The organism is Brucella thiophenivorans, assembly GCF_002252445.1.
Lineage (GTDB): Bacteria > Pseudomonadota > Alphaproteobacteria > Rhizobiales > Rhizobiaceae > Brucella > Brucella thiophenivorans.
This window is the reverse complement of sequence record NZ_NNRJ01000007.1, coordinates 31,822-52,238: the sequence shown is the minus strand read 5'-3', so window position 1 is coordinate 52,238 and position 20,417 is coordinate 31,822. Positions and strand designations below refer to the sequence as shown.

The window sequence follows — 20,417 nt, the reverse complement described above, 5'->3', positions numbered from 1 at the left end:
GAACACCTACCGTCGTGTTTAAATCAATGCGGCGATTTCAAATTGCAGAGAAGAGGTGAACGAGAGCCGTTCGCTTTAATTCTTTGTTTTACGCATGTCGTTATCGGATCATAGCGGGATCAGAAATCAGTCCTGTGGACTGATTTCCCTGCGAAGTCGGTCCCTACTTTTCCGCAACATGCTTTACTTTTTGCGGAATGAATCGAGCGACACGACATCGGCAGACGGCTTTGGGTCTTCGTCGTCGCCATCTGTTGCGTCTTTGTCCTTGGCAGCAGCCTCTTCTTTTTCAGCGGCAGTTTTGCGTGGCTTGGATTTTGGCTTCTGCGGCTTTGCGGGTGCTTCGTCGGAAGAAATCAACTCTATCGAAGAAATATTGCCACCTTCATCATTGTCACTCGCTGGCTGGACCACGGAAACATCGAATTCGAGTTCGAAATTCACCGATGGATCGTAGAAGCCGCGAATGGCAGAGAAGGGGATTGTCAGCTTTTCAGGAACGTCGCCAAAGGACAGACCAATTTCGAACAGTTGGTCTGTGACCAGCATATCCCAGTACTGGTGCTGCAATACCACAGTCATCTGCTCAGGATATTTCTCCTTGAGGCGCGATGAGATTCTTACACCAGGCGCTCCCGTCAGGAACGTGATGAAGAAGTGGTGGTTTCCAGGCAGGCCAGTCGTCGCCACTTCCGCAAGAACCTTGCGAATGACGCCGCGTAGGGCTTCCTGAGCTAAAATATCATAACGGATCAGGTCCTGTACCATAAGTTGCTTATCCCACGGATTCGCAGGTTGATGTCAAGTTTGTTCTCAAGGGAATTGAAAATTATATCAGGAAAACGCTCAACCCTAGCGCGGGTTGCATTTTGAAGACAATTGGTGCGCGAATTCTGGCGCAAGATTAATGCGAACTACCGGCTTTTACCAAAAGCCATCAGAAACGTCCGCACACCATTGATGGAGCTTTTCTCGATGATCGATTCATCGACAGTCTGACCGGTCAGAAGGTGATAATGAATATCGGCGTTGATCAGCGCCAAATAGTGACGTGCCGCCAGGTCAGGGTCTTCTATGTTCAGCTCGCCAGCAAGCGCGAGGCGTGCCAGATGTGCCGCAATCGCGGGCACTGCTTGTGCAGGTCCCTTGTTGCCACAGACATTTCCATGCAGCGGAAGGGCATCCTCGTCGGACTGGAACAGCTTGCGCAGGAACACCGTGGACGAATCATGGACACAGTTACGGCTCATGCGAATCGAAAAAGCGATCAGGTCTGCTTCAAGATTTCCGCCCGATTGCGGGAAGGTCGCGAGCACGGCGAAAAGGCTTGATGTCATTCGGTCGAATGCATCGTCTACGACAGCTGCAAGCAAAGCTTCCTTGTCGCGATAATGATTATAGATTGTCTGACGGGAAACGCCTGCTTCACTGGCAATCAGATCGATACTCGCGCCTTGAAAGCCGTCGCGATAAAAAACGCGCGCTGCTGCGCAAAGAATGAAGTCGCGCTTCATGCATTGCCCGGGTTTCACAGATGCGGGATTTGCCCCTTTGGAAAGGGTGGCACTTCTGTCCGATAAAACGGCTATATCGAGAATGTCAGTAGGTTTCATATCCACAACATAAGATGGCTTGACGGTTTGGACAATGGTGTCTAATTTTACACTTGTGTCAAATCAGTTTTGACTGCCTGTCCATTATGAGGGCTGTTACACCATTTTCAAAGGCTGCGATATTAGGTGGGGGACCTGAAACATCGCGGAGTAGTAGAAAATATGTAGCATTTACATGTGGATAGAACTTCTTTTGCGATATTTAGACCCATGGCTTTTCATCCTCCCAAGTGATGCCGCGGGCCGAATGGATCTGAAATCGTAAAAGGCGACTCACGAAACATTGATGAAAGTACTCCCCCAATGAGTTCAGGCTCCCGTTCAGGCTCTATGACTTCAGGTCTCGTGCGCAACGCAATTATTCTTGGACTTTTGTCGGCTATTGGCCCGTTTGCCATTGATATGTATCTGCCCGCTTTGCCAACAATTGCAACCGATCTGCATGCAGAAACAGGTGCGGTGCAGATGAGCCTGCTGGCATTTTTCATTGCTTTAGCGCTTGCTCAGCTTTTTTGCGGCCCGCTCTCGGACATGGTTGGTCGTAAGCTCCCGCTTTATGGCGGACTTATCCTGTTTGCGGTTGGCAGCATTGGTTCTGCTCTGGCCACAAATATCGACATTCTGGTGCTGTTTCGTTTCATTCAGGGATTGGGTGCTGCGGCAAGTTCCGTTATTCCGCGTGCGATCGTGCGCGATCTTCACACGGGCGTGGATGCTGCACGGCTCATGTCGCTTTTAATGCTGGTTTTCTCGATTTCGCCAATTCTTGCACCATTGAGCGGCTCGGTGTTGATTGATTTCTTTGGCTGGCGTGGTGTGTTCTGGGCGGTACTGGTCGCTGCAATTGTCGGTATCGTGTTGATTGCAACTTCGCTTCAGGAGACGAGAGGGGCTGAGGCGCGTTTGGAGAGTAATATCAGCAGTGCATTGCGCGGTTATGGTCGTTTGCTCAAGGACCGTTACTTCATGGGGCTGGCTTGTATTGGCGGCTTCGGCATCGCGTCGTTCTTCGTTTATCTGGCCAATTCGTCATTCATTCTGATTGAGCATTACGGCCTGACACCGAGTCAGTATGCGATAGCGTTTTCGGTGAATGCGGTGTCTTTCTTTAGCGTATCACAGCTCAATGGCTGGCTTGGATCGCGCTATGGATTGCGGCGCGTCATGCGCGTTGCGGTTTTGGGCTTTGCAGCCATCATGCTTGCCATGTTTGTGGCGGTTCTGATGGGGCATAATTCGCTATGGTTGATCGCGAGCTTCCTGTTTGTCGGCTATGGCTTTCTTGGTTTGGTGATTCCGACAACCGCTGTGTTGGCGCTGGAAGATCACGGTGAAATTGCCGGAACTGCATCGGCACTTCTGGGAACGCTGCATTTTGTAATCGGCGGCATCGCGATTGGTATTACCGGCGCGTTTTTTGACGGATCGGCACTGCCAATGATCGGAGGTATTGCGATTTGTGCGCTTATGGCGCTCTTGCTGACGCTGATTTTATTCGCACGCAAAACGCAACCCGAATCGGAAGTCGTCGTGATGCGATGAAGGGAAAAGTGGAGGCTTCTGTTGCCAGGTGCCTCCGAACCCCGCCTTAAGGTGCTAACCCTAAGGACTTAGGTCGGATTTCCCGCACCGCCATTAGGCAGCGAGAGCATAACCCTTAGCGTTGTTGTCATTTGCAACTACACTTGTGACCCGATAACGGTGGTATCATGCCGAGCAAAAGAGCGATCTTTACACCCTTGTCGATCCTATTTCGCCCCCGCCGCAGCGCAACTCGCTTTAAATGCTTCTTGCGTTGTGGTGGAGGCGCCGGGTACCGCCCCCGGGTCCAATAGGTTTATTACATCGTCCGTTTATCACCATAGTCAGCTTGCGCTGACATGCCTTATATAGGCGTCCTTCTTTCCGATTGGAAGAGGTGAAATGTGATTTAGCAGGTTGTTGTTTACAGGCACGCTTCGCGTTTTGCGTTCATTTTTATTGACAGTCAGCGCAGGCTGGTCAATCCTCACAATACTTTCGGTGCAGGCTGGGTGGTGAGAAAAGCTGTCCGGGTGCGCTGAGGTTTAAACGGGGCAAATACCTAATCGAAGGAGAGTGGATATATGAGTGAATATCTCGCGGATGTCCGTCGTTATGATGCTGGCGCTGATGAAGCAATTGTCGACAAGATCGTAAAGCATCTCGGTATTGCACTGCGCAATCGCGATTCCTCTCTTGTTTCGGTCACAGATCCTGAAGAATTGAAACGCGTTCGCGATAGCTGGGTGCATAAGAAACTCGGCGTTGCTGATGAGGCCAAGGCTGTCGAAGTCGTTGACCACGTCGCAGAAGTCATGAAGGGCGACCGCAACAAGCACCGCGTAACCTTCTATTATCTGGTTGCAAAGCAGCTTGGTAAACTCGGCGATCTCTGATCGTCGTCCACATATGAGATTGAAAACCCCGGTGTCATAACGCCGGGATTTTTGCTTGTAGCGGCTCCCTTTTTGAATTGAGCCTGCCTATCTCATTGTTTTTACGCATTATCCTACGCAAAACCGCTGCGCACTTTTGCTGGAAATGCTCTATATTGAGTTAAGACGAATCGACTCGAAAGTATCTCTATGCGCACCTATCTCGACCTTCTCCAGCATGTGCTCGACAATGGCTCTGACCGTGGCGACCGCACCGGAACAGGTACGCGTTCGGTGTTCGGCTATCAGATGCGGTTCGATCTGGCGGAAGGCTTTCCGGTTCTGACCACCAAGAAGCTGCATCTGCGCTCTATCATTCATGAACTGCTGTGGTTTCTCAAAGGCGATACCAATATCGCTTATTTGAAGGAAAATGGCGTTTCGATCTGGGATGAATGGGCGGATGAGAATGGTGATCTTGGTCCTGTCTACGGCTACCAGTGGCGCTCATGGCCAGCGCCTGATGGTCGTCATATCGACCAGATCGCGAATCTTTTGAAGATGTTGCGCGAAAATCCTAATTCAAGACGTTTGATCGTTTCGGCATGGAACCCCGCGCTGGTCGATGAAATGGCCTTGCCGCCATGCCATTGCCTGTTTCAGTTCTATGTCGCGGATGGCAAGCTCTCCTGCCAGCTCTATCAGCGCTCGGCGGATATATTTTTGGGTGTCCCGTTCAATATCGCGTCTTATGCACTTTTGACGATGATGATTGCGCAGGTTGCGGGGCTTGAGCCGGGCGATTTCGTTCACACGCTCGGTGATGCTCATATCTACTCCAATCATTTCGAGCAGGCGCGTCTGCAACTAACCCGCACGCCAAAACCATTGCCTGTCATGCGCATAAATCCCGATGTGAAGGATCTGTTCGCATTCCGCTTTGAGGATTTTGAGCTGGTCGGTTATGAAGCCGATCCGACAATCAAAGCACCGATTGCGGTATAAGACATGCTTGATAAGAAGCCTACATTATCGATTGTTGTCGCTGCGTCTGAAAACGGCGTTATTGGCCGTGACAATGATATGCCATGGAAGCTTTCGACTGATCTCAAGCGCTTCAAAGCGCTGACATTGGGCAAGCCTGTTATTATGGGACGCAAGACATGGGAATCCATCGGTCGTCCTTTGCCGGGGCGCCCGAATATCGTGATCACGCGCGATGGTGCGTTTGTAGCGGAAGGCGCGCAGATAGTTGGCGCGCTGGAGGATGCAATCGCGCTCGGGAGCAGGCTCGCAACAGAGCTTGGCGTTTATGAAGTTTGCATTATTGGAGGCGGTAATATCTACGCGCAGGCGTTACCCTTAGCCGACAAAGTGCATTTGACACGGGTTCTCGCGACCATTGATGGCGATACTTATTTTCCTGCAATCGATTCGCAAATCTGGCGGGCCATTTCGAGTGAAGATGTGCCGCAAGGCGAAAAAGACAGCCATCCGACACGCTATATTCAGTACGAAAGACGCATTGCGTAATTATAAAGCAGGAAAATTGTCGCTTCACGTTGAAAGCGGGCCTCGCGATGCCTATAAAACGGTAACATTAGTTGATGACGGGAGTTGGCACTCGCTTTCCCGTGTCCCGGACGAGAGGTGAGGATGCCCTGGAGTAATCAGAACGGCGGCGGTGGCCCATGGGGTGGCGGCGGCGATAATAATAACGGCAATAACAATAATAATGGCGGCAACGGCGGGCCATGGGGTCAGGGACCAAAGGGTCCGCGCGGTGGCGGACCAAACACGCCGCCTGATCTCGAAGATATTCTTCGTAAGGGCCAGGATCGCCTGAAAAAAGTTTTCCCCGGCAGCGGTGGCGGCGGTGGAAAAGGCAACAGCAACCGCCCGTTCTACTTTCTGATTGGTGCTGCCATTGTTGGTTTCTGGCTTTTTCAGTCCGTTTATACCGTTCAGCCAGATGAGCTCGCGGTAGAACTCGTTTTTGGTAAGCCGAAAGCTGAAGTTTCCGAGCCTGGCCTGCATTTCCTTTTCTGGCCGGTTGAGACTGTTGAAAAAGCTCAGATCGTTGAAAAGCAGATCAATATTGGTGCGCAGGGTTCGCGTACTGGTACGCAGGGCCTGATGCTGACCGGCGATCAGAACATTGTCAATGTTCAGTTCTCGGTGCTTTATCGCGTCTCCGATCCGCGTGCTTATTTGTTCAACGTCGATAGCCCAGATGCGATGGTGCAGCAGGTCTCAGAAAGTGCGATCCGTGAAATCGTCGGTCGTCGTCCGGCACAGGACGTTTTCCGTGACAACCGTGCTGAGATCGCGCAGAGCGTTCGCGAAATTATTCAGGCAACACTTGATCGTTATAATACTGGTATTCAGGTCAATGCGGTTTCCATCGAAGACGCTGCGCCGCCTGCTGAAGTGGCTGATGCGTTTGATGAAGTGCAGCGTGCCGAACAGGACGAAGATCGTTTTGTTGAAGAATCCAATCAGTATTCCAACCAGCGCCTAGGTCAGGCACGCGGTCAGGCGGCACAGCTTCGTGAAGAAGCCGCCGCTTACAAAAACAGTGTTGTTCAGGATGCAACGGGTGAAGCGCAGCGCTTCAGTTCGATTGTAAACGAATATAAGAATGCGCCGGAAGTAACGCGTAACCGTCTGTTCCTCGAAACGATGGAAGAAGTGCTGGCTGGCACCAAGAAGGTTATCGTGGAAGCGGGTAAGGATGTTGTTCCATACCTTCCCTTAAGCGAACTTATGCGCCAGCAGCCGCGTCCCGGTGCTGCCGATGCAACGACGAATAGCGGGGGTAACTGATCATGGCCAATAACAGGCTTCCGTTTATCGTCGGCTTTATCGCCGTCGTCGCTTTCATCGTTTATTCCTCGGTGTTCATCGTCAATGAACGTCAGCAGGCGATTGTCCTTCGCTTCGGTCAGATTGTTGACGTGAAAACCGAACCGGGCATCTACTTCAAAATGCCGCTTGGTTTCATGGATGCCGACACGGTCCAGCTGATTGACGATCGTTTGTTGCGCTTTGACCTCGACGATATTCGTGTTCAGGTTGCGGGCGGTAAGTTCTACGACGTAGATGCATTCCTCGTTTATCGTATTACTGACCCAAGAAAGTTCCGCGAGACGGTTTCCGGTAGCACTCTTCTTGCAGAACAGCGTCTTCGCACACGTCTTGATGCTGCATTGCGTGGTGTCTACGGTCAGCGCGGCTTTGAAGCTGCACTTTCTGAAGAACGCGGAGAAATGATGCGTGAAGTTGCAAATCAGCTTCGCTCGGATGCGACTTCGCTTGGTATCACCATTGAAGATGTTCGTATTCGCCGTACGGATCTGACTGCAGAAGTTTCGCAGCAGACCTATGAGCGTATGAAGGCAGAACGCCTTGCTGAAGCAGAACGTCTGCGTGCGCGTGGTCGTGAAGCAGCACAGCGCATTCGCGCTATCGCGGATCGTCAGGTTGTAGAAACGGTTGCAGAAGCGCGTAAGGAGTCAGAAATCCTTCGCGGTGAAGGCGATGCTGAGCGCAGTGCAATCTTTGCTGAATCTGCATCGAAAGACCCGGACTTCTATGCCTTCTATCGTTCGATGGCAGCCTACCGCAAGGCACTTGAAACGCCTGATACTACGCTGGTTATTTCGCCAGATTCGGAGTTCTTCAAGTTCTTCCGTCAATCTGGTGCTCAGTTGCCAACACCGGCACAGCCGGTACCGTCGGCACAGTAAGAGAGATTATCGCATATGAGCGATTTTCTGGCCGCCGTGGGACTGCTCTTCGTTTTCGAAGGGCTGCTCTACGGCGGCTTTCCTTTTTTCGCAAAGAAGCTCGCACGCGATGCTTCTGAAACCCCGGAAAGCATGTTGCGTATTGCCGGGCTTTGTGCGCTTGCAATCGGCGTGTTTATTGTCTGGCTTGTCAGGGGATAAGCCGCTTCATCTGCTTTAGAGCGAGTTTCGGTCTGATTTTATCAGATCGGCGCTCTAACTTCTTTTACTTTAAGCATAATCTTATCGATCCTCGTTTCACTCTGATCGGACTTATGCTCTATTTTGAGTCGCTACCTTATGCGGGGCCGTAAACAGGCCGTATTTTGCAGCGATCTAATCTTCTGGATTCCTTACCGCAGACAGAAACGGAGCAGAGCTTCATGGCAATTGCACCCAAGGCGGGTTTTACCCGCACCCTTTTTGCAACTGTAGCTCTTGGAGCGATGAGCGTTACGGGGACGGTAGCGATTGGAGCAGCGCCTTCATTGGCGCAAGAGGCGACGACTCAACAGACATCACCGATCCGGCAGGGGCCGGGTTCGGTTGCCGATCTTGCTGAAGGGCTTCTTGATGCGGTCGTAAACATCTCTACGTCGCAGACCGTCAAGGAAGACGGTGAAGAAGACAGCGGCGTTCCGATGCCGCAGGTGCCCGAGGGCTCTCCCTTTGAGGAACTTTTCAAAGATTTTTTCAATGACAAAGATGGCGGCAAAAACAACGATTCGCGTAAAGTGCAATCGCTGGGTTCCGGTTTTGTTATCGATGCCACCCAGGGGTTTATTGTCACCAACAATCACGTCATTGCCGATGCCGATGAAATCGAAGTGAATTTTGTCGATGGCTCGAAGCTCAAAGCCGAGCTGGTTGGCAAGGATACCAAGACCGATTTGGCGGTGCTCAAAGTCGATCCCACTAAGCATAAGCTTACGGCTGTGCAGTTTGGAAACTCCGAAAAGGCCAGAATCGGTGACTGGGTGCTGGCGATCGGCAATCCGTTTGGACTTGGCGGTACGGTCACGGCTGGTATCATCTCGGCGCGTAAGCGCGACATTCAATCCGGTCCTTATGATGATTTTATCCAGACCGACGCTGCGATCAATCGCGGTAATTCCGGTGGCCCGCTGTTCGATATGGATGGCAAGGTGATTGGCATCAACACGGCGATCTATTCGCCTTCTGGTGGTTCAATCGGTATTGGCTTTGCCATTCCTGCTGAAATGGCCGTTGGTGTTATCGATCAGCTCAAGGAATTTGGCGAAGTACGCCGCGGCTGGCTTGGCGTGCGTATTCAGCCTGTCACCGATGATGTTGCGCAGAGCCTTGGTCTGAAAGAAAGCAAAGGCGCTTTGATTGCGGGTGTTATCGAAAACCCTGATGTCGATAACAAGCAGATCAAAGCCGGTGATGTGGTGATCCGTTACGATGGCAAGCCAGTCGAGCGCGCCCGTGATCTGCCGCGTCTTGTGGCTGAAAGTGCAGTTGGCGACGAAGTGGAAATCGTCGTTATCAGAGATGGCAGCGATCAAACCGTGAAGGTTAAACTTGGCCGTCTGGTGGACGATGATAAGGCGACCGATGCCGCAACCGAAGATCAGGCTCCGCCGCCAGATGAAGGCGAGGGCGTAGAAGAAGGCCAGGAACTGCCGGATGCTCCTAAAGAAGAGCAGAAGGAGCAGGCTGGCACCAGCGTGATGGGTATGAAGCTCGCCGAGATCAATGATGATGTGCGTGGCGAGTTTGGCATTGCCGAAGACGTGGAAGGCGTGGCTGTGCTTTATGTTGCCCCCGGTTCGGCTGCCAGTGAGAAGCGCGTCGAAACCGGCGATGTTATTGTCGATATTGGTCAAGTAACAGTTAAGACACCAGCGGACGTGAAGAAGCGGATTGATGCCCTTCGCCGCGAAGGTCGAAAGAATGCGCTTTTAATGCTGGCTTCGCGATCTGGAGAATTGCGTTTCGTGACGATCCGCATCGATTAAGTCACTATTCTAGTGAAAAATAAAAGGCGTCGCAGAGTTTTGCGACGTCTTTTTTGTTTGTCGTTTGAATCGTTTATAGCGATTTTCTGCCGAACTGATTCAGATAGCCTATTCTACGAAATCGGATTTGCGATAGCCCTGAATATAAAGAAGGGCTGTCAGGTCGCCATGGTTTACGCGGACTTTCGCCTGTGCTGCGACCGCTGGTTTTGCGTGAAGCGCAACGCCTGTGCCTGCAAGCTGGATCATGCCGAGATCGTTTGCACCGTCTCCTACGGCGATCGCATCTTCTGGTGTCAGTCCAAGACGATCAGCGATTTCGATCAGCTTCTCGACCTTTGCTTCACGCCCGAGGATTGGGTCGGAAACCTTGCCGGTCAGATGCTTGCCATCGTGAAGGAGCGTGTTGGCGCGGTCTTCATTAAAGCCGATCATTTCGGCAACGCGATGCGTGAAAGAAGTGAAGCCACCGGACACCAGTGCGGTATAAGCGCCGTGTTTGCGCATGGTGCGAACCAGTTCCACGCCGCCCGGCATAAGCGTTATGCGTGTGGCGATAACCTTATCGATAACCGATAGCGGCAAGCCTTTTAAAAGTGCTACGCGTTCGCGCAGGGCTGGCTCGAATTCGATCTCCCCATTCATCGCGCGTGCAGTGATCGCGGCCACATGTTCGCGCAGGCCTGCTTCTTCGGCCAGTTCATCGATGCATTCCTGCTGGATCATGGTGGAATCCATGTCAGCAATCAGAATTTTCTTGCGCCTTGCGTCTTGTTCCTGCACCACGACATCGATTGGTGCACCGTCAAGGGCAGTCCGCAATGCAGTTTCTGCTTCTTCCCGGCTTATGCCAGAGCCAAGTGGAATATCGCAGGCGATACCATCGGCCAGCCAGTAAAGTCCGGTTGCATTCACTGCCGCCGAGGCTTTTATCCCCAGCGATGGAACAAGCAGCGCTTTGGCTGGATTGGCAATCAGTGTAGCAATGAGGGAAACGGATCGGGACATGAGGAGCATTTCCTGCGATGAGTGAAGCGGCAAAGGATGCAATCCTGATAGCTGGCCCAACGGCCAGCGGCAAGTCGGCTCTTGCCCTTCATTTGGCAAAGAAGACTGGTGGCTTCATCGTCAATACGGATTCCATGCAGGTTTATGACGTTCTTGATCTGTTGAGCGCACGCCCGCAGCCAGATGAGTTGCGCCAAGCTGAGCATTATCTCTATGGGCATGTTGCGCCTTCCGTTTCCTATTCGACGGGTAAATGGTTTGCCGATGTTGAAGCCTTGCTCGCGCGCGATGATCTTAAAACGCGCACGCCGATCTTTGTCGGTGGCACCGGACTTTATTTCCGTGCGCTTCTGGGCGGACTTTCTCAAATGCCGGAAGTGCCTGCCGATGTGCGTGACTACTGGCGCAACAAAATGAGTGAGGATGGAGCGGAAGCGCTTCATATGATGCTCACGGAGCGTGACCCTGAATTAGCTGCAACGTTACGTCCGACCGACAGTCAGCGCATTGTGCGTGCGCTGGAGGTGTTTGAGGGAACAGGTAAGTCGCTGCTGCACTGGCAGAAGAATACCGGAACGGCTCTCGTTGATGATGCAAGCGCAGCCAAGATCGTACTGCTGCCCGATCGCAAGTGGCTTGGCGAGCGGATTGCTCAGCGTTTCAATCTCATGTGGGACCATGGGGCGCTTGACGAAGTGCGTGCTTTGAACGCGCTTAATCTTGATCTGGCATTGCCCGCGATGAAGGCGATCGGTGTGCGCGATATTTCAGCATTTTTTGCCGGCGAGATGACGCGGGAAGAAGCCATTGGGCTTTCGGTTATCGCCACGCGGCAATATGCCAAAAGGCAATCGACATGGTTCCGAAACCAGCTTGATGAGAGCTGGAAGGTATTCACCTCGGGCGAAAATGCATTGCTAGGGTAATAATCTTATCGATTTAGTCTCTTTGGCAGAAGAAAAGATCGCGTTTAATGCAATTATGCGTTGACGCCGCGATTTTCGCTGATTAGTCTCGCCGCCATGAACAGAACAGCTCTTATTCTTGTGGTACGTACGCGCATGGGCAGGATGGTGTAACCATCCGGCGAAAGCTCCCATGCGCGAAAGACAGGCTCCCTCGGGGGCCTTTTTTGTTATCTGAACATCAACGAATTGAATATGTAAAGCAGACGGGAAGTGACGACGATGACGGCAGCAAAAAGCGAGGCGGCAACGATCTCCGCAGGACAACGCGAAATGACCGGCGCGGAAATGGTTGTACAGGCTATGATCGATCATGGCGTGGAACATCTTTTCGGCTATCCGGGCGGGGCCGTGCTGCCGATCTATGACGAACTTTTCCAGCAGGACAAGGTTGAACATATTCTGGTTCGCCACGAGCAGGGCGCAGGTCATGCCGCCGAAGGCTATGCACGTGCAACCGGCAAGGTTGGTGTGATGTTGGTTACATCCGGTCCGGGTGCGACCAATGCGGTAACGCCGTTGCAGGACGCTTTGATGGACTCGATCCCACTGGTTTGCATTTCCGGTCAGGTTCCAACATCGTTGATCGGTTCTGATGGTTTTCAGGAAGCTGATACCGTTGGCATCACTCGCCCATGCACCAAGCACAACTGGCTGGTTCGTGACGTAAATGATCTGTCGCGTGTTTTGCACGAAGCGTTCCATATCGCTTCGACGGGTCGTCCCGGTCCGGTTCTGGTTGATATTCCCAAGGATATTCAGTTTGCAACCGGCATCTATACGCCACCGCAGACATCGCCACGCACCAGCTATCGCCCGACCATTGAAGGCGACAAGAATGCTATTGCACAGGCTGTTGAAATGCTGCTGACCGCAAAGAAGCCGGTCATCTATTCCGGTGGCGGTGTTATCAATTCAGGGCCTGCTGCAACGAAATTGCTTCGCGAACTGGTTGAAATCAGCAATTTCCCGATCACATCAACCTTGATGGGTCTGGGTGCTTATCCTGCATCGGGCAAGAATTGGCTCGGAATGCTCGGTATGCACGGAACATACGAAGCCAACATGACCATGCATGATTGCGATGTTATGCTCTGCGTTGGTGCGCGTTTTGATGATCGTATCACAGGTCGTCTCAATGCTTTTGCGCCGCATTCGCGCAAAATTCATATCGATATTGATCCATCCTCGATCAACAAAAACGTTCGCGTTGATGTACCGATCATCGGCGACGTTGCGCATGTTCTGGAAGATATCGTTCGCCAGTTCCGTGCGGCCTCGAAAAAACCGGATGCAAACGCGATTAGCGCATGGTGGGGTCAGATCGACCGCTGGCGTGGCCGCAATTCGCTGGCTTATGCGCCGAACAAAGATGTTATCATGCCGCAATATGCATTGCAGCGTTTGAACGAGCTGACCAAAGATCGTAATACTTACATCACCACCGAAGTTGGCCAGCATCAGATGTGGGCTGCACAGTTCATGGATTTTGAAGAGCCAAATCGCTGGATGACGTCCGGTGGTCTCGGCACCATGGGTTATGGCTTGCCAGCAGCTCTCGGCGTGCAGATCGCGCATCCAGATGCGCTGGTTATCGATATTGCCGGTGACGCATCAATCCAGATGTGCATTCAGGAAATGTCGGCGGCCATTCAGTACAATGCGCCCATCAAGATTTTTATTCTGAACAATCAATATATGGGTATGGTTCGCCAGTGGCAGCAGTTGCTGCATGGCAATCGCCTGTCGCATTCCTATACCGAAGCAATGCCTGATTTCGTGAAGCTTGCTGAGGCTTACGGTGCGCATGGTATTCGTTGTGACAAGCCAGCTTTGCTTGATGATGCAATCATGGAAATGATTGAAATCAACAAGCCGGTTATCTTCGATTGCCGCGTTGCAAATCTCGCCAACTGCTTCCCGATGATCCCGTCTGGCAAGGCGCATAATGAAATGCTGTTGCCAGATGAAGCGACTGACGAAGCCGTTGCCAATGCTATTGATGCCAAGGGCCGCGCCCTAGTCTGATCCGGAGTAAAGAACATGAACGCACAAAATCTAGCATCCGGCTCGGCATATTTCATCGCAGCCGATACCCAGACTCCAGAAACGCATACGCTTTCGGTTCTCGTTGATAACGAGCCGGGTGTTCTAGCCCGAGTCATTGGCCTGTTTTCAGGTCGTGGCTATAATATTGAAAGCCTGACGGTTTCTGAAACCGAGCATGAGCAGCATTTGTCGCGTATTACGATTGTGACGCGCGGCACGCCAAATGTGCTTGATCAGATCCGCCATCAGCTGGAGCGTATTGTTCCGGTGCATCGCGTGGTTGATATGACCCATCGCGCCGTTGAACTCGGTCATGAGCGTCCGATTGAGCGCGAACTGGCACTTATCAAAGTGGCTGGCAAGGGCGAAGCGCGTGCCGAAACGCTGCGTCTGACCGATGCTTTCAATGCCAGGATTGTTGATGCGACGACCGAGCATTTCATCGTTGAAATCACTGGCAAGACGGCCAAAGTCGATCAATTCATCTCGCTGATGAAGCCGCTTGGTCTGGTGGAAATCTGCCGCACTGGTGTGGCTGCGATGAACCGTGGTCCGCAGGGACTGTAAATTCGAGAAAATGGACACGATTATAATTGTAACCGGCACAATAGTTCGATTGTGCCGGTTTTTTATTGGGCTAATTTCTTTTGGCCATAAATGCTCAAAAGGTGAATGATGTCTGCTCTTCCAACCTATGATGATGTAGTTTCGGCTGCCAGACGCATTGAAGGGCACGCGCATCGCACGCCAGTTTTTACTTCCTCCACCATTGATCATGAAACTGGTGCTCAGTTTTACTTCAAATGTGAGAACTTCCAGCGCATTGGTGCATTCAAGTTTCGTGGCGCATATAATGCTTTGTCGCGTTTTACGGATAAACAGAAAGCGCTGGGTGTGCTGGCTTTTTCTTCCGGTAACCATGCGCAAGCAATAGCACTGGCTGCGAAATTGCTCGATATTGGTGCAACGATCATCATGCCCGAGGACGCCCCTGCTGCGAAACTCGATGCAACGCGTGGCTATGGCGCAAAAGTTGTTACCTATAATCGCTATACCGAGGATCGCGACGCTCTATCGAAGAGGCTTGCAGACGAGGGCGGGCTGACGCTTATTCCACCGTTTAATCATCTGGATATTATTACAGGACAGGGCACGGCCACAAAGGAACTGATCGAAGAGGTTGGCCCATTGGATGCATTGTTCGTCTGTCTGGGCGGTGGTGGATTGCTGGCGGGGTCGGCTCTGGCTGCGAAGGCGCTTTCGCCTTCGTGTGATGTTTATGGTGTTGAACCGGAAGCAGGAAATGACGGTCAGCAATCTTTCCGATCTGGCAAGATCGTGCATATCGATGTTCCTAAGACTTTGGCAGATGGTGCGCAGACACAAGCTTTGGGGGACATCACCTTTGCCATTATCCGTGAAAATGCGCGTGATATTCTGACCGTTAATGACGATGAATTGGTGCAGGGCATGAAGTTTTTCGCAAGTCGCATGAAGATGGTGGTTGAGCCAACGGGTTGTCTCGGCTTTGCTGGTGCTATGCAAATGGCACCAGAACTGAAAGGCAAACGTGTTGGTGTGATCGTTAGCGGTGGCAATGTTGATCTTGATAAATTTGCCGCATTGGTGAGCAGATAGGTTTGATCACGGTTTGATCTTGTGTTCGGACGGCGAATCCTGTCTGAACAGAGGATGCAGTTTTCACCGGAACAGGATCAGGCTTTAAAAGCCGTTGGCAAGTGGCTGAAGGAAGGGCGTTCGCCTATCTTCAGACTGTTTGGCTATGCAGGTACGGGCAAGACCACGCTCGCGCGTTATTTTGCCGAGCATGTCGATGGTGAGGTTCAGTTTGCAGCGTTCACCGGCAAGGCCGCGCAGGTGCTGCGCTCCAAGGGCGCAAACAACGCCCGTACGCTCCATTCGCTGATCTATCGTCCGCGTGGGGAAGAAGCGATTGAGGATGAAACGACCGGCAAAACTTCGATTGCGCCAACCTTTTCGCTCAATCGTCAAAGCCCGGTTGCGAAGGCAGCACTGATCGTTGTCGATGAATGCTCTATGGTCGACGAGCAGCTTGGTCGCGATCTGATGACATTCGGAACACCTATTCTGGTGCTGGGTGATCCGGGTCAGTTGCCACCAATTTCTGGTGGAGGGTTCTTCACTGAACATGATCCAGATTTTCTGCTCACAGAAATCCATCGTCAGGCGCGTGACAACCCCATCATCCGCATGGCGCTGGATGTGCGTGAGGGTCGCGAACTGAGCTATTGTGATGAGGGTCGGGCGAAGATTATTTCCAAGGCGGAAGTGAATCAAGATCTGGTACTCGCGGCTGATCAGGTGCTGGTCGGCACCAATCGCACGCGCAAGCGCTATAACCAGCGGTTGCGTGAGCTGAAAGGTTTCAGCGCCGAATATCCGCAGGCTGGCGATAAGCTGGTTTGTTTGCGCAATGATCCGGCCAAAGGCTTGCTCAATGGCTCGCTCTGGAAGGTGATGACCTCATCGAAGGAAACGGTGAAGCCCGGCATCAATCTGTTGGTTTCGCCCGAAGATGAAGATCGTGGCGTTGCCAAGATCAAGCTGCTCAAAGCGCAGTTTGAAGACCCTGACGCTGAAATTCCGTGGCAAACCAAGAAGCGTTTTGACGATTTCGATTATGGATATGCCCTGACTGTGCACAAAGCCCAGGGTTCGCAGTGGGATAATGTCGTGTTGTTTGACGAAAGCTATGCATTCCGCGACACGCGTGAACGCTGGCTTTATACCGCCATTACACGTGCTGCGGAACAATTGACGATTGTTAAATAGTCATTGCTCTCGTGGCTCGGCGCTGAGCCACTCCCATGCTTTCTGCTCATCATCCGCCTCAAATGTACGCATTTCGATTGCGAGAAATGGCTGCATCAGCGTGACACTGGCCTGTATCCAAAGTGGTCCGCCGACAATTGCGTAGCGGCGCAGATGGCGCAATGATTTTGCACGCATGGATAACATGCTTTCAGAGAATGCCGCACCCCAGTCAACGCCTTCATAGCCCGTGAGACGGATCAGCAGGTCGATTTCTTCATGGCCTTCATAGGCAGCATCCAGCAGGCCATAGAGATTTTCAAGGGCTGCGTCATTGAGATGCCCTTCAATTGCAAAAGCAAATACATCTTCACGATTGGTGGGAATGCGTCGAATGACGGGGATGTCTTCATTGCGCATCGGTGATTTCCACTTCCTGAATGTTTTGTCGGTTGGTTAAAACGTTTCTGGTTGGGCAAAAGTTGCGAAAGGCGTATGAAAGTTTCAGTGCAGGCTGTGCTAACTCTTTATTTTATCGCGCATCTTACCCGAAAACCGTTTCACGCATTTCGGCATGCGCTATTAAAAATAGTTTGTGAGATGCGGCTCTAAAACACTCACATTTTTTATCAGCGGGCGATATAAAGCCATATCCTTATTTGAGGGAGCCACGCTCAATGCCTGCAAAACTGTCCGTCAATCTTAACGCCATCGCCATGTTACGCAACCGGCGTGATCTTCCCTGGCCAAGTGTCACCGGGCTTGGGCGAGCCGCACTTGCAGCAGGTGCCGCCGGATTGACCGTGCATCCGCGCCCTGATCAGCGGCATATCCGTTTTTCCGATCTGGGCGATATTCGTGCTTTGATTGATGATGAATATCCGCAGGCAGAGTTCAACATTGAAGGTTTTCCAACCGAAGCTTTTCTGGAACTGGTGGAAAAACATCAGCCGGAACAGGTGACACTGGTGCCCGATGATCCGATGCAGGCGACATCCGATCATGGGTGGGACTTTGAAACCAAGTCGGATTTTCTTGCGCCCATCGTTGCGCGTCTCAAATCGGGCGGGATGCGTGTTTCGCTGTTTGCCAATCCTGATCCGCTTGGCTATGACAAGGCAAAGGCCATTGGTGCTGACCGGATCGAGCTTTATACCGGCCCTTATGGCGCGACCTATGACGATCCGTCTGCTGCAACGCGGGAGATAAACCGTCTTGGAAAGGCTGCGGATGCGGCAACTGCACTTGGTCTTGCAATTAATGCAGGGCACGATCTGACGGTTGAAAATCTGCCAGCACTGGTCAAGCGTGTACCACAATTGAGCGAAGTCTCAATCGGTCATGGATTAACCGCAGATGCGTTAATGTATGGTATGCCTGTGACTGTGAGCCGTTATATTGGTGCACTTGCAGGATAACGCCCCGTCGAAAAACGCATGGCTTGATTACGAGCCCTGCGAAATCTGCATTTGTGCGCGGGCGCTGCAACATATAGACCGCCCGCCACAGATCATGCGCTCGGCGCGCAGGATTGTTCGAGGGAAGCATAGATGAAGTTTTCCGCAGTTCTTGTTCCTTGCCATCGCGCTGGTTCAGCTTATTTCTCTATAAAGACTTTTGTTTTGATACGTGCGGCATAAGGCTGTTGACGGACTTTTATCATTTCCACCGCTTTGCTATTCCATCCTGAGCCTATGACCTTGCGAGGTGTCTGCATATGAGCAGCGAGCATAAAGATAACAGCGCTCCGTCTGAAGAAGATGCGCTGGCGATGAATACGCTGCCTGCTGGCGTTTCTGCTGAAAACAATACCGTTTCAGAAGAGAACGATCATTCCAAAGACAGCATGAAAGTGCTGGTGATGGGCGCACTGGGTGTTGTCTATGGCGACATTGGTACAAGTCCAATTTACGCTTTTCGTGAAGCGTTGCATGCGGCAACTTCGGATGGCATTCTCGACAGAGCCGACATTTTGGGTGTCGTCTCGCTCATCTTCTGGGCACTTTTGCTCGTTGTGACCGTCAAATATGTGCTCTTCGTGTTGCGTGCCGACAATAATGGCGAGGGCGGTATTCTATCATTGATGGCGCTGGTACGGGCTGCTCTGAAAGGGCGGCCTGATCTCATTTTAGGCGCTGGTATCTGTGGCGCGGCCCTGTTTTTTGGGGATGCCGTAATTACACCAGCGATCTCTGTGCTTTCGGCGGTCGAAGGTGTGCAGATTGTGGCGCCACACATGACGCCCTTTGTGGTGCCTATAACGGTCGTTATTCTGGTGGTTCTGTTCTCAATCCAGAAATACGGAACGGGCAAGGTTGCCATTGTTTTCGGGCCAATCATGGCCGTATGGTTTTTGGCGCTAGGGGCATCGGGTCTTTGGCATATCTTTGATGATCCGACCGTAATGGCGGCACTCAACCCTTATTATGCATTGCGGTTCCTGGTAGTCAGCCCCGGCGTTGCATTCATTACTGTCGGTGCGGTTTTTCTTGCCATGACAGGTGCGGAAGCACTTTACGCTGATCTCGGGCATTTTGGGCGCAAGCCAATCGTTCGGGCCTGGCTGTGGATCGTGTTCCCATGCCTGCTGCTCAATTATTTCGGGCAGGCGGCATTCGTGCTTTCGCATGGTGAAGCAGCAGCGTTGCCATTCTTCCAGATGATGCCGGATTTTGCGCTTTGGCCGATGGTTCTGTTGGCGACAGCCGCGACGGTCATTGCAAGTCAGGCTGTGATCAGCGGTGCTTTCTCGGTTGCGCGTCAGGCAGTGCAGCTCAATATTCTGCCACGTCTTGAAATCCAGCATACGTCGGAAAAGCTGCATGGACAGATTTACATTCCACGTGTCAACTTTTTGCTTGGCTTAACGGTCATCATTCTGGTGCTTGGTTTTGAGAAGTCAAACAATCTCGCCTCAGCTTATGGTATCGCAGTAACCGGCAATATGCTTGTCACGACCGGACTTCTTTATTTCGTCATGACGCGCATCTGGAATTGGCGCGTCAGTCGTGCGCTGCCATTGATAATCGGCTTTTTAATTATCGATGTTCTGTTTTTCAGCGCCAATATTATTAAAGTGCATGATGGTGGCTGGGCTTCAATCCTATTTGCAGCCATTTTGGTGGTCGTCATGTGGACATGGGTGCGCGGCACGCGACATCTGTTCCAGAAGACACGAAAGGCAGAAGTACCACTCGATCTGATCGTCGAGCAGATGAACAAACGCCCGCCGACCATTGTTCCGGGAACTGCGGTATTTCTGACAGGTGACCCGAAAAGTGCGCCAACAGCCCTCATGCATAGCCTCAAGCATTATAAGGTTCTGCATGACAGCAACGTCATTTTGACAGTTGTAACGGCTTCTAAGCCATGGGTTTCGAGCGCAGATCGGGCGCGTGTTTCGCAATATAATGAGCGCTTCATGCAGGTCACTCTGACATTTGGCTATATGCAGCAGCCCAATATTCCGCGCGCTCTGGGTCTGTGTCGCAAGCTTGGCTGGAGGTTCGACATCATGACGACGTCTTTCTTCCTGTCGCGCCGCTGGCTGAAAGCATCGGTCCATTCCGGGATGCCGCTCTGGCAGGATAAGCTGTTTATCCTGTTGGCCCGCACTGCTTCTGATGCAACTGAATACTTCCAGATTCCGACCGGGCGTGTGGTGGAGATCGGAACCCAAGTAAACATTTGAGGCCAAATGTCCTCGAATGAAAAGGGCGCATTTCAGGATATAATTCCGGAATGCGCCCTTTCTTTATGATTTTGCTCGCTTCTTTCTTGTTTCGTTAAAAGCTAACCGGATCACATTTCTAAAATCTTTCTT

19 protein-coding genes and 1 other RNA gene are annotated in these 20,417 nt (G+C 51.9%); 15 read left to right on the top strand and 5 right to left on the bottom strand.

Annotation, left to right across the window (positions count from 1 at the left end; genetic code table 11):
- Nucleotides 1-183 precede the first annotated feature (183 nt).
- Together CEV31_RS01335 and CEV31_RS01330 are read right to left on the bottom strand one after the other, a co-directional pair.
- Nucleotides 184-768: an SspB family protein gene (locus CEV31_RS01335; RefSeq protein ID WP_094505111.1), complete on the bottom strand. Its 585-nt coding sequence runs from the start codon at nucleotides 766-768 to the stop codon at nucleotides 184-186.
- A 146-nt stretch (nucleotides 769-914) separates the two neighbouring features.
- The gene (locus tag CEV31_RS01330; protein ID WP_094505110.1) at nucleotides 915-1,613 is read right to left on the bottom strand and encodes a TetR/AcrR family transcriptional regulator; all 699 of its coding nucleotides are present in this window, start codon (nucleotides 1,611-1,613) and stop codon (nucleotides 915-917) included.
- A gap of 330 nt (nucleotides 1,614-1,943) precedes the next feature.
- Here CEV31_RS01330 and CEV31_RS01325 point away from each other — a divergent pair, with 330 nt between their 5' ends.
- Nucleotides 1,944-3,155 carry a multidrug effflux MFS transporter gene (locus tag CEV31_RS01325; RefSeq protein WP_094505109.1) on the top strand — a complete coding sequence of 404 codons (1,212 nt, stop codon included), beginning with the start codon at nucleotides 1,944-1,946 and terminating at the stop codon, nucleotides 3,153-3,155.
- Nucleotides 3,156-3,162: 7 nt separating this feature from the next.
- On the opposite strand, the gene ssrA is transcribed toward CEV31_RS01325, so the two are convergent.
- Nucleotides 3,163-3,532: a transfer-messenger RNA gene (gene ssrA, locus CEV31_RS01320) on the bottom strand.
- A gap of 186 nt (nucleotides 3,533-3,718) precedes the next feature.
- Here ssrA and CEV31_RS01315 point away from each other — a divergent pair.
- From CEV31_RS01315 to CEV31_RS01285, 7 genes are all read left to right on the top strand, one after another.
- The gene (locus CEV31_RS01315; protein WP_094505108.1) at nucleotides 3,719-4,030 is read left to right on the top strand and encodes a DUF2853 family protein; all 312 of its coding nucleotides are present in this window, start codon (nucleotides 3,719-3,721) and stop codon (nucleotides 4,028-4,030) included.
- A 189-nt stretch (nucleotides 4,031-4,219) separates the two neighbouring features.
- Nucleotides 4,220-5,014: a thymidylate synthase gene (locus tag CEV31_RS01310; RefSeq protein ID WP_094505107.1), complete on the top strand. Its 795-nt coding sequence runs from the start codon at nucleotides 4,220-4,222 to the stop codon at nucleotides 5,012-5,014.
- A gap of 3 nt (nucleotides 5,015-5,017) precedes the next feature.
- Nucleotides 5,018-5,542 carry a dihydrofolate reductase gene (locus CEV31_RS01305; RefSeq protein ID WP_094505106.1) on the top strand — a complete coding sequence of 175 codons (525 nt, stop codon included), beginning with the start codon at nucleotides 5,018-5,020 and terminating at the stop codon, nucleotides 5,540-5,542.
- Nucleotides 5,543-5,665: 123 nt separating this feature from the next.
- Entirely contained in the window at nucleotides 5,666-6,835 is a 1,170-nt protein-coding gene (gene hflK / locus CEV31_RS01300; protein ID WP_094505105.1) for an FtsH protease activity modulator HflK, read from the top strand.
- Between the two features lie 2 nt (nucleotides 6,836-6,837).
- Nucleotides 6,838-7,758 (top strand): protease modulator HflC, encoded by a 921-nt coding sequence (gene hflC / locus CEV31_RS01295; protein WP_094505104.1) that lies wholly within the window; start codon nucleotides 6,838-6,840, stop codon nucleotides 7,756-7,758.
- A gap of 15 nt (nucleotides 7,759-7,773) precedes the next feature.
- Nucleotides 7,774-7,959, top strand: a complete 186-nt coding sequence (locus CEV31_RS01290) for a DUF2065 domain-containing protein (protein ID WP_094505103.1) — start codon at nucleotides 7,774-7,776, stop codon at nucleotides 7,957-7,959.
- Between the two features lie 221 nt (nucleotides 7,960-8,180).
- Nucleotides 8,181-9,779 (top strand): Do family serine endopeptidase, encoded by a 1,599-nt coding sequence (locus tag CEV31_RS01285; protein ID WP_094505102.1) that lies wholly within the window; start codon nucleotides 8,181-8,183, stop codon nucleotides 9,777-9,779.
- Between the two features lie 108 nt (nucleotides 9,780-9,887).
- Here the strand turns inward: CEV31_RS01285 and serB are convergent, their stop codons facing one another.
- Entirely contained in the window at nucleotides 9,888-10,787 is a 900-nt protein-coding gene (serB, locus tag CEV31_RS01280; protein WP_094505127.1) for a phosphoserine phosphatase SerB, read from the bottom strand.
- A 17-nt stretch (nucleotides 10,788-10,804) separates the two neighbouring features.
- Here serB and miaA point away from each other — a divergent pair, with 17 nt between their 5' ends.
- The 5 genes from miaA (at nucleotide 10,805) to CEV31_RS01250 (ending at nucleotide 16,615) form a co-directional block, all read left to right on the top strand.
- Nucleotides 10,805-11,713 carry a tRNA (adenosine(37)-N6)-dimethylallyltransferase MiaA gene (gene miaA, locus CEV31_RS01275; RefSeq protein WP_094505101.1) on the top strand — a complete coding sequence of 303 codons (909 nt, stop codon included), beginning with the start codon at nucleotides 10,805-10,807 and terminating at the stop codon, nucleotides 11,711-11,713.
- Between the two features lie 261 nt (nucleotides 11,714-11,974).
- Nucleotides 11,975-13,780: an acetolactate synthase 3 large subunit gene (locus CEV31_RS01265; protein WP_210190862.1), complete on the top strand. Its 1,806-nt coding sequence runs from the start codon at nucleotides 11,975-11,977 to the stop codon at nucleotides 13,778-13,780.
- A gap of 15 nt (nucleotides 13,781-13,795) precedes the next feature.
- Nucleotides 13,796-14,368, top strand: a complete 573-nt coding sequence (gene ilvN / locus CEV31_RS01260; protein ID WP_094505099.1) for an acetolactate synthase small subunit — start codon at nucleotides 13,796-13,798, stop codon at nucleotides 14,366-14,368.
- A gap of 108 nt (nucleotides 14,369-14,476) precedes the next feature.
- Nucleotides 14,477-15,439: a threo-3-hydroxy-L-aspartate ammonia-lyase gene (locus CEV31_RS01255; protein WP_094505125.1), complete on the top strand. Its 963-nt coding sequence runs from the start codon at nucleotides 14,477-14,479 to the stop codon at nucleotides 15,437-15,439.
- Nucleotides 15,440-15,493: 54 nt separating this feature from the next.
- Entirely contained in the window at nucleotides 15,494-16,615 is a 1,122-nt protein-coding gene (locus tag CEV31_RS01250; protein WP_094505098.1) for an ATP-dependent DNA helicase, read from the top strand.
- Here the strand turns inward: CEV31_RS01250 and CEV31_RS01245 are convergent, their stop codons facing one another.
- Entirely contained in the window at nucleotides 16,616-17,014 is a 399-nt protein-coding gene (locus CEV31_RS01245) for a SpoIIAA family protein (RefSeq protein WP_094505097.1), read from the bottom strand. It lies immediately after the preceding gene.
- A 257-nt stretch (nucleotides 17,015-17,271) separates the two neighbouring features.
- On the opposite strand from CEV31_RS01245, the gene CEV31_RS01240 reads away from it, so the two are divergent.
- Together CEV31_RS01240 and CEV31_RS01235 are read left to right on the top strand one after the other, a co-directional pair.
- On the top strand, nucleotides 17,272-18,012 hold the full coding sequence (locus tag CEV31_RS01240) for a pyridoxine 5'-phosphate synthase (RefSeq protein ID WP_094505096.1): 741 nt from the start codon (nucleotides 17,272-17,274) through the stop codon (nucleotides 18,010-18,012).
- Nucleotides 18,013-18,440: 428 nt separating this feature from the next.
- Nucleotides 18,441-20,285: a potassium transporter Kup gene (locus CEV31_RS01235; RefSeq protein WP_235818014.1), complete on the top strand. Its 1,845-nt coding sequence runs from the start codon at nucleotides 18,441-18,443 to the stop codon at nucleotides 20,283-20,285.
- The last annotated feature ends 132 nt before the right edge of the window (nucleotides 20,286-20,417 follow it).

Bases quoted from the DNA above. Each gene is read 5' to 3' on its own strand.
- CEV31_RS01335 (WP_094505111.1), bottom strand. From the start codon at position 768: ATGGTACAGGACCTGATCCGTTATGATATTTTAGCTCAGGAAGCCCTA.
- CEV31_RS01330 (WP_094505110.1), bottom strand. From the start codon at position 1,613: ATGAAACCTACTGACATTCTCGATATAGCCGTTTTATCGGACAGAAGT.
- CEV31_RS01325 (WP_094505109.1), top strand. From the start codon at position 1,944: ATGACTTCAGGTCTCGTGCGCAACGCAATTATTCTTGGACTTTTGTCG.
- CEV31_RS01315 (WP_094505108.1), top strand. From the start codon at position 3,719: ATGAGTGAATATCTCGCGGATGTCCGTCGTTATGATGCTGGCGCTGAT.
- CEV31_RS01310 (WP_094505107.1), top strand. From the start codon at position 4,220: ATGCGCACCTATCTCGACCTTCTCCAGCATGTGCTCGACAATGGCTCT.
- CEV31_RS01305 (WP_094505106.1), top strand. From the start codon at position 5,018: ATGCTTGATAAGAAGCCTACATTATCGATTGTTGTCGCTGCGTCTGAA.
- hflK (WP_094505105.1), top strand. From the start codon at position 5,666: ATGCCCTGGAGTAATCAGAACGGCGGCGGTGGCCCATGGGGTGGCGGC.
- hflC (WP_094505104.1), top strand. From the start codon at position 6,838: ATGGCCAATAACAGGCTTCCGTTTATCGTCGGCTTTATCGCCGTCGTC.
- CEV31_RS01290 (WP_094505103.1), top strand. From the start codon at position 7,774: ATGAGCGATTTTCTGGCCGCCGTGGGACTGCTCTTCGTTTTCGAAGGG.
- CEV31_RS01285 (WP_094505102.1), top strand. From the start codon at position 8,181: ATGGCAATTGCACCCAAGGCGGGTTTTACCCGCACCCTTTTTGCAACT.
- serB (WP_094505127.1), bottom strand. From the start codon at position 10,787: ATGTCCCGATCCGTTTCCCTCATTGCTACACTGATTGCCAATCCAGCC.
- miaA (WP_094505101.1), top strand. From the start codon at position 10,805: ATGAGTGAAGCGGCAAAGGATGCAATCCTGATAGCTGGCCCAACGGCC.
- CEV31_RS01265 (WP_210190862.1), top strand. From the start codon at position 11,975: ATGACGGCAGCAAAAAGCGAGGCGGCAACGATCTCCGCAGGACAACGC.
- ilvN (WP_094505099.1), top strand. From the start codon at position 13,796: ATGAACGCACAAAATCTAGCATCCGGCTCGGCATATTTCATCGCAGCC.
- CEV31_RS01255 (WP_094505125.1), top strand. From the start codon at position 14,477: ATGTCTGCTCTTCCAACCTATGATGATGTAGTTTCGGCTGCCAGACGC.
- CEV31_RS01250 (WP_094505098.1), top strand. From the start codon at position 15,494: ATGCAGTTTTCACCGGAACAGGATCAGGCTTTAAAAGCCGTTGGCAAG.
- CEV31_RS01245 (WP_094505097.1), bottom strand. From the start codon at position 17,014: ATGCGCAATGAAGACATCCCCGTCATTCGACGCATTCCCACCAATCGT.
- CEV31_RS01240 (WP_094505096.1), top strand. From the start codon at position 17,272: ATGCCTGCAAAACTGTCCGTCAATCTTAACGCCATCGCCATGTTACGC.
- CEV31_RS01235 (WP_235818014.1), top strand. From the start codon at position 18,441: ATGAAAGTGCTGGTGATGGGCGCACTGGGTGTTGTCTATGGCGACATT.